The sequence below is a fragment of the Paenibacillus sp. FSL H7-0703 genome (genome assembly GCF_038003485.1).
GTDB classification, from domain to species: domain Bacteria; phylum Bacillota; class Bacilli; order Paenibacillales; family Paenibacillaceae; genus Paenibacillus; species Paenibacillus polymyxa_B.
This window is the reverse complement of the sequence record NZ_JBBOPF010000001.1, coordinates 278,175-293,232: the sequence shown is the minus strand read 5'-3', so window position 1 is coordinate 293,232 and position 15,058 is coordinate 278,175. Positions and strand designations below refer to the sequence as shown.

The following is a 15,058-nucleotide window of genomic DNA, read 5'->3' as shown; positions in this document are numbered from 1 at the left end:
CGATTTCAACTTTACGGGAATACGGGTTTCTCAGTTATGAATCTGTTAATTCAATGGACATTACGATATATCCGATTAAAAGTGAAACAAGCAATTTTTGGAACACAATTCCAGAAAATCCAATTAACCAGTGTGCAAATCATTTAAGATTATATATTGATGGTGATGGTTATATTTATCCTTGCTATGGACTAGTGGGGCTGAGAGAGTTTTCTTTGGGTAACAACATTGAAGATTTAGATATGAACAAAGCTTTGGTGCGTGTTATACGAAAAGGCAATAAAGAACAATACGTGTATTTCAGCAAGCAAGCGTTACTAGATTTAGAAAATTATCTGCAGATTAGAGAATCCAGATATATCCCAGAAAAAAACGAAAGCTTTTTGTTTATTGCAGCTTCCATAGGTCGTAAAGGAAAAAGCCGACGTTTAACGCAGCGATCTATTGAAAAACTAATCGAAAAGTATGCTTCAGCTTTTGGAAAACCAGCATTAACCGTGCATTCTCTAAGACATTCATTTGCAACGCGCTATCATTTAGAGAACAATGATGTGCCTAGATTGAAAAACCAATTAGGACATTCCTCAATACAAACAACCATGATCTATACACATTTAACAGATGAGGAAATGAGGAAGGCAGTCAATAATATGGATAAGTAATGTAGAGCGCGTCAAGTAAGTGACACTAAATTGCCTACCTGACTGGGAGAATGACACAAAGTTACCTACTTGACTGGGTGAGTGACACAAAGTTACCTACTTAGCTTGATAAATAAAAAAAATTACCTCATTCGCTTGAAGAAAAAGAACTAAGTCACTCAAAAGTATGATTTAACTACTAAAGTAGGGAACTTTGTGTCATTTTAGTAGGGGATTTTGTGTCAATGTACACATTCATAGGGATACCCGCGTTGCTATACGGGTTTTCTAAGACATCTTCACAAAACCCGTATTTTGTACATATGTATATAAAAGCTGTATAATACCTCCAGGTTACTATATTCTATTTGATGTCATACACATATAACCCCTTTTATCATATTAATAATAGCAACTATCCACAACCAGTTAGGTGAATTGAACAAGCTGGACAAGCTGTAGTAATGTTTGTGCAGCTCTTTATCCTTTGTATGGACTTAAGTTATTAACCTGAAGAATCATCTTAAGATACTTATGTAAATTGCCTCAACTAATTCAGAAATTTTTATCAAATTGGAGAAGCTGGTTTTTGATCATTAAGTCCAAATATATCAATGTTAATCCATTTATTTTGTTCATCGCCTCGTTTCATGACTGTAAAATAACCCACAATGCTTTTGAAGAGCTAATGCTGGATCAATATTTTCCTGCAGTATTCTTTCATCTTTTGCTTCTTACACGGCGATGTAGCCCATAGTGGCGGCTTGGGGCAGTCATTCGGGATTTTGAGATTGGCAGCGTGTATATGCCAATAATCTCCTCCAATACAGAAATGTTTGTGATAAAGGTTTGAAAATCTAAAGTCAAAGCTGAAGTACCCCCTATCGCACGATGATACAGTGAAGGCACAATTACTAGATTTCACATTAAAAGTAGCGAATTCCCTTGTGTTTCTCATTACAAAAATTGACATTTCATATGAAAATAAGTAATATAATTAGAAACATTTATACTGTAATAGGACCTTTCTCATCCCCCTCTTTTTAAATTCCTGATCCTACCTAATTTAAGGAGTGAAATGCTATGTGCGCACGAACGCTAAAAGCGAATACAAGGAATGTAATCGGTAACTATTGCAAATGGATCACAGTTGGTATGATTTTAACTTTCACGGGATGCCCGCTTGCATCCGCCGCTCCTTCACCCTCATCCTCTAGTAAAACTAGTGAACCCTCCTCTTCCCTAGTTACATTTCAATTGCAAGAGGCTACGATTGCTCAAATGCAGGAAGCGATGAAGTCAGGGGCACTGTCAAGTGTCGAGCTCACTGCTCTGTACCTTAACCGGGTATATGCCTATGATTCTAGTGGCATTCGACTGAATTCCATCCCTATTCTGAACCCCGACGTACTAAAAGAAGCTGCTCAAGCTGATCAACTAAGGGCACAAGGTATTAAGACTGGTCCTCTGCAAGGCATCCCCTACACGGTTAAAGACAGCTACAAGGTTAAGGGACTCACTGTCGCTTCTGGATCTCCGGCTTTCAAAAACCTGATGGCAAAGGACGATGCCTTTACAGTAGAAAAGATACGCAAATCCGGTGGGGTGCTCATTGGTAAAACCAATATGCCGCCAATGGCAGCAGGGGGAATGCAAAGAGGCGTTTATGGCCGTGCTGAAAGTCCGTACAACCCAGATTATTTGGCTGCAGCCTGGTACTCTGGCTCCTCTAACGGATCTGGCGTATCAACAGCCGCCAACCTCGCTGCCTTCGGTATGGGGGAAGAAACGGTATCCTCTGGAAGATCACCAGCATCTAACAATGGTTTAATTGCCTACACGCCATCGCGGGGCCTAATCTCCATTCGGGGGAATTGGCCGCTCTTCCCTATACGTGATGTCGTTGTCCCACATACGAGGACTGTCGAGGACATGCTCCGCTTGCTTGACGTGATCGTTGTAGAAGATAAGATCACCAAGGGCGATTTCTGGCGAGAGCAGAAAGCCGTTCGGCTCCCTTCTGTCAACAGTGTCCGTCCCAAATCCTATTTAGAGCTGCGAGACATTCAAGCTTTGAAAGGCAAACGCATTGGCGTTCCGAAAATTTATATCGGTAAGGACCATGAAACCACAACTCCGATCAAATTCAGACCTTCGATACAGGCATTATGGGAAAAAGCTGTAAAGGATTTAACTGCTCTTGGAGCTGAGGTTGTGGAAGTTGACTTCCCCTTGCAGGCGAATAGTGAGAAGGACCGGCCAACAGCGAAAACACCTGAAGAGCGTGGTTTGATGCCGGCAAAGTGGGCTGAAAAGGAATTCGGGTTGCTTAATCCTTATGCAGCTGAGGAATTCCTTAAAAGTGTGGGCGATCCAAATTTCCCGTCATGGGCAAATATCGACCCTGCAACCGTCTTCCCGAATCCGCCCGGTTCGGTAGATGCCAAACGTGGCAGAGACCTTGGCCACTATGACGTATTCATTGAAACCATAAAGAAAGGCGTCACCCCTTACGAACAAATTCCTCAGTTTCAGGAAGGTCTGAGGGGGCTTGAAAATGTACGAAAGATTGATTTTGAAGATTGGATGAAGCAAAACAACCTTGATTTTATTGCATTCCCGGCAAATTCGAATATCGGCAAAGCTGACTCCGATGTGAATGAAACGTCCTACGAGGAGGCTTGGGAGAATGGCAACTATTTCTCCAATACGAATTTCATTCTACGCGAGTACGGGATCCCAAGTGTGTCTGTGAGTATGGGCGCTATGAAGGATACCGGTATGCCCGTTAATCTGACGATGGCAGGTGCCGCATACAGCGATAATGACCTGCTTCGTTACGCTTATTCCTATGAGCAGGCGACCAAAAACCGTCCTATTGCAGCACGTACGCCAGCGCTTGAGGATGAAACCTTTTCCTATAACCCGCAAACCACTCTCCCACCCTTTAAACGCAAGGAAACAGGAACCCCTGTACTTAAGTTGAATGCTTCGATCACGGATGATGTTCTCGCTTTGGAAGGTTCAGTCACAGATCAAAGTGATATCGCGCAGCTTAAAGTTTATGTCAATGGCATTCGTGTCGTTATTACAGAAGATAAAGCCAATTGGTCAGCAACGCTTCCAACTACTAAATACAAACAGGATGGTGCCTCCCAAGCTGATACGCTGCATATTCTCGTGCTGGCCAAGGATATTTACGGAAATACCTCTGCTCAAGTCAAGTCTGTCAATTTACCCCAACGATAAAGGACATCATAGAACTGACTATAATTGTGGGTTCCCTGACCGTAAGATTATCATTAGAAAAGCTATCGCTGCAGCTAGCCTGAGCGACGGGATAGAGTGTAATATCCTAATTCCTATTGCTGTTGCAATCCCGCTTCCATATAATTGGTATTTGAAGGGAGCGGGCTGTAAGCTATCACCAAATAACTTGACGTATTGAACGATATTTTTGAGCGGTTTGAGGCTGGGGCTATTGACGGATTTGTTGGTTGAAAGAGGCTTGTTCAGAAGCGAATATGCAGGTTCGACTCTGAGGGCACACTTGGGTATTTAACACCTGATACTGTCGAGGACAAGGACTTGTACCTATTGCCGTAAGGACAAGAGATTTAGATTATCGGGTCAGCTATGTATAAATCATTTTGTGTCATGGATAAAAGGACGAACAGGGTAACCGCCCTTTTATCCATGACAGGTTGCATTTAATACTGTCCATTATGACAGAGGCTATTACTTAGCGCATTCAGCCATTACAATATTTCGATATACCCTTCTGTTCCATGCACACGAATTCGTTGCCCATCTTTTATCAGTTTGGTAGCATTCTCCACTCCGACAACTGCGGGTAAGCCATATTCACGTGCGATAACGGCTCCATGAGTCATCAGTCCACCAACTTCGGTGACTAGGCCTTTTATGGATACAAACAATGGTGTCCAGCTGGGGTCAGTAAAGGCGGTGACTAATATATCTCCATCTTCCAGATCAGCATCTTCCATGTTTAAGATGACACGTGCTCGTCCCTCTATAACTCCGGTAGAAACAGGCAGACCTACAATCGCTTCGGCTGGGAGATTTTCTCGTTTGTACTCACCCGCAATGATTTCACCATCAGACGTGATTACACGCGGGGGAGTTAGTTTTTCATATAATTTATAATCGTCTTTTCGTTTACGGATGATCTGATAATCCAGTTTATTTGTGCGTACGACTTCGTGAAGTTCTTCAAAAGTGAGATCGTATATATCTTCTTTCTCGTGAATAACACCAGCTTGTACGAGTTGTTCGGCTTCTTTTAGTAAAGCCTGCTTATAAACGAAGTAGCGATTAACCATGCCGTATTTGGGATATTCACGATAACCGATGAAATTCCTGATCAGATCGATCATTCGTTTTGTTTCTTTGGCTTTTTGTTCACCATCCGGTAATTGCTTCAATCGATCTAATAACTCTTGTTCTTTTTTCAAAGCCTCCTGTCGCCCCTGCTCAAATTTCCAATTGCCAGCATTAGGCTCAAAGTTTTTGATATTACTGAGAATCATGGGGACAAGTATAATTGGTTTTTCACTCCAACGAGTTCTCGAAATATCGATTTCACCGGCACATCGCATTCCGTATTTGTTGAGATAAGCATAGATAGCGTCTTGAGTTTCCTGTCCACCATCCAACTTAACCAGTTCATCCAAAAAATTATCATCTTTTACATGTTTTAAATAATCAATTACCTCCGGATAAGGACGAATCGCATCTGCGACATCCAATAGCGCCAGACCCATTTCCGAAGTAATGTTGTTTGGTACAGATTGAGAAAGCGTATCTGCTGCGTTTTTTTCACCTAACCACTCGTACATTTTTTCATTGATCCATGACGAAGCATTCATAGCAGTCATAAAAACCTTTGAACTTTGTGGGTCAAATAAGATCTTCTTTAATTCTTGGAGATCTTCCAGTATAAAATCAAATAAATCTGCTCCTGATTTCGTTTGGATGTTTTGTTTTAATTTTTCTATCGATGTTTGACTGTTCTTAATCAAATCAGAAACGATTGCCGGATCGTTTTCGATTTGTGATTGAAAACCTGCAGACGACCTACCTTTACTGCTATTACCGGGACTCCGTTCTGTTCTATCATCTGGTAACGATTTTATAAAATCTCGCTCTATTAGGGTCATAAATGCGTCTTTTATGAGCGGATCAGATTGTCCCAGGGTATTTAAGAAAGTTTCTCTGCTGACAGGTGAAGCCAGCATTTGTGTAACATCAACAAACAACCTTCCACCGGCTATACGCATGGGTGCAGGAGTTATTAACAGGTAAAAAGACAATCCCAATGGTTTTATCGGGTCAGTCATCATTTGTTGATGACCGACAGATACATAAACGTGATTTTCCTGATCATTTGCTTCAGGGATCGGGTATAAAGTCGTGATTGGACGACTCTGGACAATATAAAAAGTATCATTGGCCAAACACCATTCGATATCTTGTGGGCAACCAAAATGAGCCTCGATATGTCTTCCGATACGTGCCAGTTGCAAAATTTGTTGTTCAGTAAGGGTTTGAGTCTTTTGCTGATCAGGCTCGATCTGCTTTGTCTCTGTTCCGCCTTCTTTTCGTCCATAGATAGCCAATTTTTTGGTTCCTATCATCTTATCGACGATTGCCTCTTCCTGTACTTTATAACAATCGGCAGAGACCAAGCCAGAGACCAATGCTTCTCCAAGTCCAAAACTAGCATCGATTGATAGCAGCTTCCGGTTGGATGTAATCGGATCAGCGGTAAATAAAATTCCTGAAGCCTGCGGGAAAACCATCCTTTGAACGATAACGGATAAATAAACTTGACTGTGGTCAAATCCATTTTGCATACGATAGATAACCGCGCGATCCGTAAATAGGGAAGCCCAACATTTGCTGATATGCTGCAAGATTGCTTCTTTGCCGATGATATTTAAATAGGTCTCTTGTTGACCAGCAAAAGAGGCATGTGGCAAATCTTCAGCAGTCGCACTGGAACGCACTGCGTAAGCATGTTCTTCTCCAAACCGGGAGAGATAGTGAGTAACTGCTTCCACAACATCGGCAGGAACTTCTACTTCCATAATGATTTGTCGAATCTGCCTGCTGATTTCACCAATTTGAGCACGATCTTCTGCTTTTAGCCTTGTTAGTCGATCCAACAATGCATAATACGTTTCTTTTTGTTCGATGGCTTTTTGATACCCCACTGTTGTAACACAAAATCCTTCTGGTACATGTATTCCTTCAATTTTTGATAATTCCCCTAAATTCAACCCTTTTCCGCCAACGAGCAAAAACTGCGTTTTTTCCATTTCCTGAAAACCGAGAACCAAAGGACTCATTCAATATCTCTCCTAACTATTAAATTGAGAAAAAAACATTTGACAAGAGTTTAGCGGCATGGTAAAGTTAAATTGTAAGATGTGTTATTTATGACCACTCGAATTAAGAAATCACAATCTAATTATATCATCGTGTCTGTTTTATAGGCAATAAAAAAGAACCTGATAAAACTATCCAGGTTCTTTTTTGATTTTCCACTATCATTAGTCAAATCAAAAACCGTGGCTCGGGCTGAACTCAGTTACTGCATAGTTCCATATCGGTTCTATGCAGCCTAAAGAAATCCTGAAGTGGCGTCAGGTTCTTATTGAGCTAACCTGCCCGTTAGTTCAGCGAACGAAGCACGTATAGTGAACCTCTTATATTTTTTCCGTTACTTCTCAACTTCATCACGTTACCCCTTTGTTGAGTCAAAAGAAAAGAGTATTTTTTAAATTTGTTCGAACTATTTGCCCGTTAATTGAAAAAACGGCAGCCGATCGTTGTGTGCGGCTACCGTAATTTTAAACCAAATCAAGCGACCAAACTGATCAAATTGCCATCAGGGTCTTTTATGATCGCATAACGCTCGCCCCAAGGTGTATCGTTCGGTTCAAAATGCCCCTCATATCCCTGTACTGTCAATCGGCTATACGATTCATCCAGCGCTTCCTTACTGTCAAACTGGAAAGCGATCTCCATCCGATAACCGGCAGGCTTCTGCTGATCGCCTAGAATCATCTGTGCCGATTCCCAAGTATCAAAAGAAAGAATAACATCGTTGTATGCTACTTCTATATGATGTTCTTCATTTGCCCTTTCCGGTATTTCTAAGCCTAATGTCCGATAAAAATCCAAGGACCTCTTCATCTCTTTTACGAAAATCGATAATCTTTTTAACTTAACTGCCATGCTTCACAACTCCTATCCAGTGGTATGATTATTCACCTCCATTGTATCGATCATATAGACTGTTAAATAGGAAAAATCGGACTCTTTCGTCTCTTACTTATCAAGCTTTTAAGAGACAATCCATAATATTGCTTAAATGTATTGGTAAAATGTGACTCATCATAATAGCCGTATTTGAGCGAAAGATCCACTAAACTGGAATAACCGCCCTGAAAAAAATCTTGCAGCGTGCTTTGAAACCGGATTATTCCAAGCATCTCCTTCGGACTTAAGCCCAGCTCCTGATCAAATACCCTTCTAAGATGCCGTTCACTAAAGTGAACTTGATTGGCCAAATTCGTTACGGATAAATTCCCTTTTCGGCCATAAATAATCTGCAAGCTTTGATACACAAGTGGAGGAATTGCCATATCGCTAGTCGCCAGCATTCGGACCAAATGATGTTCAGCAACCGCAAGAATTTCGGAGATCGTAGTGGCTGATAAGATTTCTTCTACCCAATACATTTCTTCTAAACCCAATACATCATCCAAGTAGATACGCTGTCCCTTAAACGCCGAAAGAGGTGTCTTAAGAATAGAACGAGCTGATTCCGAATATATCCGAATACCAAATAGTGAACGAGGTTCAGAGAACTGCAGTAATTCTGATCGAGTTGTAGGACCCACAACGTAGGCAGCCTTTCGGCTGAATGGAGAAAGAAGATTCACGACAATATCGACACAGCCATCCGGTATAACTCGATGCCAAAGCTTGTCTGGAACAGGACGATAATCCATTGTCCAAAAGGAAGCCACATGTGATTCCAATTGAGGACTCGGTGGATACTCCCGACAGTTATACCATGGCTGTTGTAGCTCCGGTTGCACTTTGGGAGAGTGGACGGGATGGAATGAATGAGTCATCTAGATCCCTCCTTAATCGAGTTTAACTAGTAATATCAAGCATTTTCAGGTATCTGGCCTCTTTTTAAGTTACATCATAGTTGGTTCCTAGGAGAGTCTGCAGTCCTATTTACAATAAATTTGATTAAGCTGTCACATTATTCTTTGAGTGTATTCAAGGAGGATTTCACCTGACATGTATACAAGGACGAAAACTCCTGTACATGTTAATTTGAGCTAGCTGCCTTATTTCTTGATATAATCAGCGAACTTCCGAAGAAAATCGAGCGAATGGATATCCTCTCTGAGATGATGATGAACCAGATCATCCATTTTAGTTGTTTCCTTATTCAGCATGGATTCAAGCATAGCTTGGTGCTCATGCCAGATGCCCATTAGCTTCCCTGTTTCCAGCATATGCAGCTTGCGATATCTGATATAGTGAACATTCGACTGCTGAATGAGATGCCAAAGAAACCCCCGCCCCACCAATTGGAACATGGTTTGGTGGAACTGATCATCCAAACTGAGAAATTGATCCGTAGCATGATCTTCTTCAATCACAGCTCTCTGTCTGTCCAGAATATCGCTCAGCTTCTGTACATCGCTTAATGCAATTTGCGATGAAAGCTCCTTCATAATCTCCTTTTCCAATGCGCTTCTTAAGTAAATAATTTGTTCAACGGACTCCAGATCAATATAGGACACAATGTTCCCCTTCTTGGGATAAATATCAATGTAGGACTCAAGCGCAAGCCACTTCAATACATCGCGTAGCGGAGTTCTGGACAGCTGGAAGCGTTCTGACAAAGTCGTCTCGCTGAGAAGAGTACCCGGCTTTAAGGTCAGTGACAAAATATCTTTTTTCAACAGTTGCATGATTTCTTCTTTTGTAAACATATCATTCCTACCTTCACTTTATAAATCTAGTAGACTTATTATAAAGCATTTTGAGGTGACGGACTCCTCTGAGATTATCATTGACAAGAACAAACCCTATAATTTATGATCAACTCAATCTTGTATACAAGACAGATGAAATATAATCAGGGAGGTATCGTTATGAATATGACCTGGAGATGGTATGGGGAAGGCAACGACAATATTACACTGGATCATATCCGGCAAATTCCGGGAGTTATGGGCATTGTCTGGTCTTTACATGATAAGGTAGCCGGTGAAGTATGGGAAATGGAGCGAATTCAGGAGGTTGCTGATCAGATTACGAGCAAGGGCTTTAGTACGGCGGTCGTAGAAAGTGTAAATGTCCACGATGATATCAAAATCGGCCTACCATCCCGCGATCAATATATTGACATTTATATCGACACCATTCGAAAATTAGCCAAAGTGGGAGTTAAGGTGATTTGCTATAACTTTATGCCTGTCTTTGACTGGACCAGAACAGAGCTGTACAAAGAACTGCCTGACGGGTCCAATGCCCTCTTTTATGAAAAGGCTGCCATTACCGATGATCCCCGCCAAATGGTGGATCGGATTCTCAAGGGAGCTGGGAAGTTCACCATGCCTGGCTGGGAACCGGAACGGTTGGCGAGACTGGATGAACTTTTTGCTGCTTATGCGGATGTCACAGAAAACAAGTTGTTTGACAACCTGAAGTATTTTCTTGAGCGCATCATCCCGGTCTGCGAGGAGGTTGACATCAAGATGGCCATTCATCCTGATGATCCGGCATGGCCCATCTTCGGATTGCCGAGAATTGTCCGTAGTCGTGAGACCATCCAGCGCATCCTAGATGCAGTGAACAGCCCATATAATGGTCTGACCTTCTGCACAGGCTCACTGGGGAGCAATCCTGAGAATGATTTGCCAACCATGATTCGAGAGTTTCATGATCGTATTCATTTTGCGCATATTCGTAATGTCAAGGTGTTTGAGAATGGCGACTTTATTGAAGTGTCACACCGCGGGAAGGACGGAAGCGTCGATGTACCGGAAGTAGTTAGAGCTTATCACGAGAACGTCTATCAGGGATATGTACGCCCGGATCACGGCAGACATCTATGGGGGGAAGAAAAGAATTGTCGACCTGGCTACGGTTTGTATGACCGTGCACTGGGGGTTATGTACTTGCTTGGTGTCTGGGATAGTCTCTCTCAAGGCAAAGGAGTGAAATAAATGCTCCAACTTGACTGGAAAGGCCTTTCAGACAAAGCGGCCTGGCGAGCAGCAGGCATTGAACTGCCAAAATATGATCTGGAGCTTGTAGCCAATAACACCCGAGTTAGACCACAATGGGTGCATTTCGGCGCAGGCAATATTTTTCGTGGGTTGATAGCCAATGCGCAGCAACAACTGCTGAATAACTTGAAAGCGGATACAGGTATTATTGCGGCCGAAGCCTTTGACTTTGAAATGATCGACAAAGCTTATAAGCCTTACGACAATCTAACCTTACTGGTGTTGATGAGTGCAGACGGAAGATTTCACAAGAGCGTGGTCGCAAGCATTGTTGAGGGACTCGCAGCAGAGCAAAATCGTCCAGACGACTACCTCCGTCTGATTGAAATATTTGAGAATCCGTCCCTGCAGATGGCCAGCTTTACTGTCACGGAAAAAGGATACGCCCTGACCGGGCCCGACGGCAAGTATCTGGCTGTTGTCCAGAGGGATTTGACGAATGGTCCTGAACAGCCGATGCATGTGATGAGCCTGGCTACTTCGCTTGCCTATCGGCGTTATCTGAGGGGGCGGCATCCAATGACCTTTGTGAGCATGGATAATTGCTCCCATAACGGCGATCTGTTAAAGGATAGTATGATTGCCATCGCCAAGGAGTGGGCTCGCAGAGGCCTGGTAGAGGAAGGATTTGCAGACTATCTGCAGAATGAGGAGAAAATAACCTTCCCCTTGACCATGATTGACAAAATCACCCCCCGCCCTTCCTTGCAAGTACAGTCTGCTCTTCGGAAGCTGGGGTTAGCTGACATGGAGATGATCGTTACCTCCAGGCATACGTATACGGCTCCCTTTGTCAATGCTGAGGTTAGCGAGTATTTGGTCATTGAAGACAAGTTTACGAACGGGAGACCTGCACTGGAGGAAGCTGGCATCATCTTCACGAATCGGGATACGGTGGACAAAGTGGAGAAGATGAAAGTCACTACCTGTCTCAATCCACTGCATACAGCGCTGGCCCTCGCTGGGTGTCTGCTTGGGTACGAGCTCATCGCAGATGAAATGAAGGATCAGACATTACGTCGTCTGGTGGAAACCATCGGCTACAAGGAAGGCTTACCTGTTGTAATTGATCCCGGAATTATCGAACCGAAACCATTTATTGACGAGGTATTGCAGGAACGCTTCGCCAATCCCTATATTCCGGATACGCCACAGCGGATTGCAACAGATACGTCTCAAAAGATGAGCATCCGTTTTGGGGAAACCATAAAGTCTTATGCTAGCACAGCAGGGCTTGATCCTACGAACTTGACTGCTATCCCCTTGACCATTGCGATCTGGTGTCGCTATTTGCTGGGAGTGGATGATCAAGGAGAACCCTTCACACTCAGTCCGGACCCGTTACTGGATACGTTGCAGGGATATTTGCAGAATACGAAGCTGGGCGATCAGACCTCCGAGGTTCGCTGCCTCCTCGAGGATGACAAACTGTTCGGTGTCCGATTATATGAAATTGGTCTGGGCGACAAGATTGAAGCCATGTTTCATGAAATGCTGGCAGGTCCCGGAGCAGTCCGAAGCACGATAGAGAAGTATGTGAACTAGAACTTACATTAATGCAATCCCCCCTGCCAGAAACTTTAGTCAGGGGGATTGCATTAATGAGAACCAATTCTTTAAATAATCAAATTCCACATGACTAATCATCTGTTCTTCTCCCCTTTTTTGGGTTCGCAAAGTAATATCAAATCCCGGGTTGCTTCACCCGCGAATACCGTTTTTTAACTCGCTAGAATGCACGTTTTAGAAACAAATAGTAGAATAAACATTCTAGTATCATGAAAAAATGTAATATTACTTAGAAGGTCACAATCACTTTGCCTTGGGAGTGGCCCGTTGACACTTTAATCAACGCTTTGTTAATGTCATCAAACGTATAAATTGAATCTATAGAGGGCTTGATATTTTCTTTTTCAACAAGTTTAGTGATTTTTTGTAATTGACTTCCATTGGCTTGCACAAATAAAAAGCGATATTCATTTTGATTCTTGCGTGCTAAAGAATCTAAGCGAGCACCCACTAGACCGAACAATGCTTTTTTCCACATTGGAAAATGATTGTCAACCGCAAAGCGATAATTAGGTCCGGCTTTCAATGATACCAATTTCCCTTGTGGTTTTAAAATACCCAGTTCAGCTTTGATCTCTTTGGTACCCAAGGTGTCGATCACATAATCGATATCGGACAGTATGTTAGCATAATTCTCTGCCTTATAATTTATGAATTGATCAGCCCCGATCGACAGTATACGTGATCTGCCTCTTTCACTTCCACTTGTAATAACAAATAGTCCCAGTGATTTGGCAATGGGGATTGCCATAGCGCCAAATCCTCCGGTTCCTCCAGGAATGAATAGCTTTTTATTCGGCTGGACATGGAGTACATCGTGCAATGCTTGATAAGCAGTCAAGGCAGTAAGGGGTACAGCAGCAGCTTCAATAAAAGATAGATTTTCAGGCATGATGGATAAAGCATCTTCATTTACGGCCGCATACTCAGCAAAAGCACCGATTTTATTAAGCGGCAACCTCGTATAAACAGGGTCACCAACCTTAAAATTCAAAACATCATCACCAACAGCTTCAATAACCCCAGATAGTTCATTCCCTAAAGTTAATGGCAACTTATAGTCGGCAATCATCCGAACACTGCCATTCAGATTAAGAATGTCCAGTGGATTTACACCTGCAGCTTTTACTTTGACAAGTACCTCATGGCTATTGATCTGTGGTATGTTTACATCATTTAATTCCACATGGATTATTTTTGAATATTTCTGTACTTGTGCTGCTCTCATATTCATCCTCTTCCTTTGTTAATTTGGAGATAGCATAGCCATGAACGCAATCGAGTTTTTAGGTTGACCCGCTCGCTATACCATTTTTTACTAAATGCGTTTTTTTGAAAACATCAAACATCTTAGACTAAAAACGTGGCGCACAATTTTCAGTTGTACGCCATGTTTCAGCCTTTATGTTATTGTAGACCCTCTTGCGATTCTAATTCTTCCATCGTAGGATAATCCGTGTAACCTTTACTTCCCAAACCAAAGAATGTTGACGGATCTGCTTCATTTAGTTGCGCACCTTTTTGAAGCCGTTCCACTAAATCTGGATTGGCTAATGACCATACACCAACAGGCACCAAATCAGCAAGGCCACTTTCTATATCCAAGCTAAGATCTTCCAGAGCTCGTCCAGCACGATTGACTAACAATGGATTCGTCCAGATTGAGCGAATGTCTTGGAGCAGCTTTTCATTTCCAAGATGCATAACATGAAGGTAAGCTAAATCCAATTGAGCTAATTCCGTTACAAGGTAGCGATAAAGTTCAGGGCCTTGTTCACCATCCTGAATCCCACCAAGAGGTGTCCCTGGCGAAATACGGAAGCCTGTTCTATCAGCTCCAATTTCTTCGACGATGGCTTTGGTTACTTCAATCGCGAAGCGAGCACGATTTTCTATAGATCCCCCATATTCGTCTGTCCGTATATTCGAGTTTTCTCCGATAAATTGATTAATCAGATAACCATTGGCTCCATGAATTTCAACGCCATCCGCGCCTGCTTTGATAGCCGCTGCTGCTGCTTTGCGGAAATCCGCAATGGTAGTTTGTATGTCCTTTTTACTTAACTCACGAGGAACGGGGATGTCCTGCATACCTTTAGCAGTAAACATTTCTACACCGGGCGCGATTGCAGATGGCGCAACAGGTTGGCGATGATGTGGTGTATTATCAGGGTGCGACATGCGACCAGCATGCATTAACTGAATATACATATATCCACCTGCTTCGTGCACTGCATCGGTCACCTTTTTCCATCCCTCAATATGTTTATCCGTATAAATCCCAGGTGTCCATAAGTACCCTTGGCCATCATCAGAAGGTTGTGTACCCTCCGTAATAATGAGTCCCATTGATGCACGCTGAGCATAATAAAGGGAAGTTAGCTCTCCCGGTGTACCATCTTCTTGCGATCTACTACGTGTCATTGGTGCCATGGCTAAACGATGAGGTAATTCCATTGTTCCAATGTTTGTTTTACTCCACAACTTTTTCATTCGGAT

Annotated in this window: 9 protein-coding genes and 2 pseudogenes; 5 read left to right on the top strand and 6 right to left on the bottom strand. The window is 42.7% G+C overall.

Annotated features, from left to right (window positions below; genetic code table 11):
• Nucleotides 1-218: 218 nt before the first annotated feature.
• The 3 genes and pseudogenes from MHB46_RS01335 to MHB46_RS01325 form a co-directional block, all read left to right on the top strand.
• Nucleotides 219-662, top strand: a pseudogene (locus tag MHB46_RS01335) (tyrosine-type recombinase/integrase); the annotation flags it as partial.
• Between the two features lie 1,062 nt (nucleotides 663-1,724).
• Entirely contained in the window at nucleotides 1,725-3,890 is a 2,166-nt protein-coding gene (locus MHB46_RS01330) for an amidase (RefSeq protein WP_341161354.1), read from the top strand.
• A 189-nt stretch (nucleotides 3,891-4,079) separates the two neighbouring features.
• Nucleotides 4,080-4,203 (top strand): annotated as a pseudogene (locus MHB46_RS01325) (LLM class flavin-dependent oxidoreductase); the annotation flags it as partial.
• A gap of 196 nt (nucleotides 4,204-4,399) precedes the next feature.
• Here the strand turns inward: MHB46_RS01325 and ppsA are convergent.
• The 4 genes from ppsA to MHB46_RS01305 all read right to left on the bottom strand — a co-directional run bounded on the left by ppsA (nucleotide 4,400) and on the right by MHB46_RS01305 (nucleotide 9,688).
• Nucleotides 4,400-7,012: a phosphoenolpyruvate synthase gene (gene ppsA / locus MHB46_RS01320; protein ID WP_341161353.1), complete on the bottom strand. Its 2,613-nt coding sequence runs from the start codon at nucleotides 7,010-7,012 to the stop codon at nucleotides 4,400-4,402.
• 514 nt (nucleotides 7,013-7,526) lie between these two features.
• A complete protein-coding gene (locus MHB46_RS01315) occupies nucleotides 7,527-7,904 on the bottom strand; it encodes a VOC family protein (protein WP_025722804.1) in 378 nt (125 codons plus the stop codon).
• Between the two features lie 62 nt (nucleotides 7,905-7,966).
• Nucleotides 7,967-8,809: a helix-turn-helix transcriptional regulator gene (locus tag MHB46_RS01310; RefSeq protein ID WP_341161352.1), complete on the bottom strand. Its 843-nt coding sequence runs from the start codon at nucleotides 8,807-8,809 to the stop codon at nucleotides 7,967-7,969.
• A gap of 225 nt (nucleotides 8,810-9,034) precedes the next feature.
• A complete protein-coding gene (locus MHB46_RS01305; protein ID WP_341161351.1) occupies nucleotides 9,035-9,688 on the bottom strand; it encodes a GntR family transcriptional regulator in 654 nt (217 codons plus the stop codon).
• 162 nt (nucleotides 9,689-9,850) lie between these two features.
• Here MHB46_RS01305 and uxuA point away from each other — a divergent pair, with 162 nt between their 5' ends.
• The gene (gene uxuA, locus MHB46_RS01300; RefSeq protein WP_341161350.1) at nucleotides 9,851-10,927 is read left to right on the top strand and encodes a mannonate dehydratase; all 1,077 of its coding nucleotides are present in this window, start codon (nucleotides 9,851-9,853) and stop codon (nucleotides 10,925-10,927) included.
• Nucleotides 10,928-12,535 carry a mannitol dehydrogenase family protein gene (locus MHB46_RS01295; RefSeq protein ID WP_341161349.1) on the top strand — a complete coding sequence of 536 codons (1,608 nt, stop codon included), beginning with the start codon at nucleotides 10,928-10,930 and terminating at the stop codon, nucleotides 12,533-12,535. It begins immediately after the preceding gene.
• 253 nt (nucleotides 12,536-12,788) lie between these two features.
• Here MHB46_RS01295 and MHB46_RS01290 read toward each other — a convergent pair whose 3' ends face one another.
• Both MHB46_RS01290 and MHB46_RS01285 read right to left on the bottom strand, forming a co-directional pair.
• A complete protein-coding gene (locus tag MHB46_RS01290) occupies nucleotides 12,789-13,787 on the bottom strand; it encodes an NADP-dependent oxidoreductase (protein WP_341161348.1) in 999 nt (332 codons plus the stop codon).
• Nucleotides 13,788-13,966: 179 nt separating this feature from the next.
• Nucleotides 13,967-15,052 carry an alkene reductase gene (locus MHB46_RS01285; protein WP_341161347.1) on the bottom strand — a complete coding sequence of 362 codons (1,086 nt, stop codon included), beginning with the start codon at nucleotides 15,050-15,052 and terminating at the stop codon, nucleotides 13,967-13,969.
• Nucleotides 15,053-15,058 lie beyond the last annotated feature (6 nt).

Coding starts and splice junctions, on each gene's coding strand:
- MHB46_RS01330 (WP_341161354.1), top strand. CDS start 1,725: ATGTGCGCACGAACGCTAAAAGCGAATACAAGGAATGTAATCGGTAAC.
- ppsA (WP_341161353.1), bottom strand. CDS start 7,012: ATGAGTCCTTTGGTTCTCGGTTTTCAGGAAATGGAAAAAACGCAGTTT.
- MHB46_RS01315 (WP_025722804.1), bottom strand. CDS start 7,904: ATGGCAGTTAAGTTAAAAAGATTATCGATTTTCGTAAAAGAGATGAAG.
- MHB46_RS01310 (WP_341161352.1), bottom strand. CDS start 8,809: ATGACTCATTCATTCCATCCCGTCCACTCTCCCAAAGTGCAACCGGAG.
- MHB46_RS01305 (WP_341161351.1), bottom strand. CDS start 9,688: ATGTTTACAAAAGAAGAAATCATGCAACTGTTGAAAAAAGATATTTTG.
- uxuA (WP_341161350.1), top strand. CDS start 9,851: ATGAATATGACCTGGAGATGGTATGGGGAAGGCAACGACAATATTACA.
- MHB46_RS01295 (WP_341161349.1), top strand. CDS start 10,928: ATGCTCCAACTTGACTGGAAAGGCCTTTCAGACAAAGCGGCCTGGCGA.
- MHB46_RS01290 (WP_341161348.1), bottom strand. CDS start 13,787: ATGAGAGCAGCACAAGTACAGAAATATTCAAAAATAATCCATGTGGAA.
- MHB46_RS01285 (WP_341161347.1), bottom strand. CDS start 15,052: ATGAAAAAGTTGTGGAGTAAAACAAACATTGGAACAATGGAATTACCT.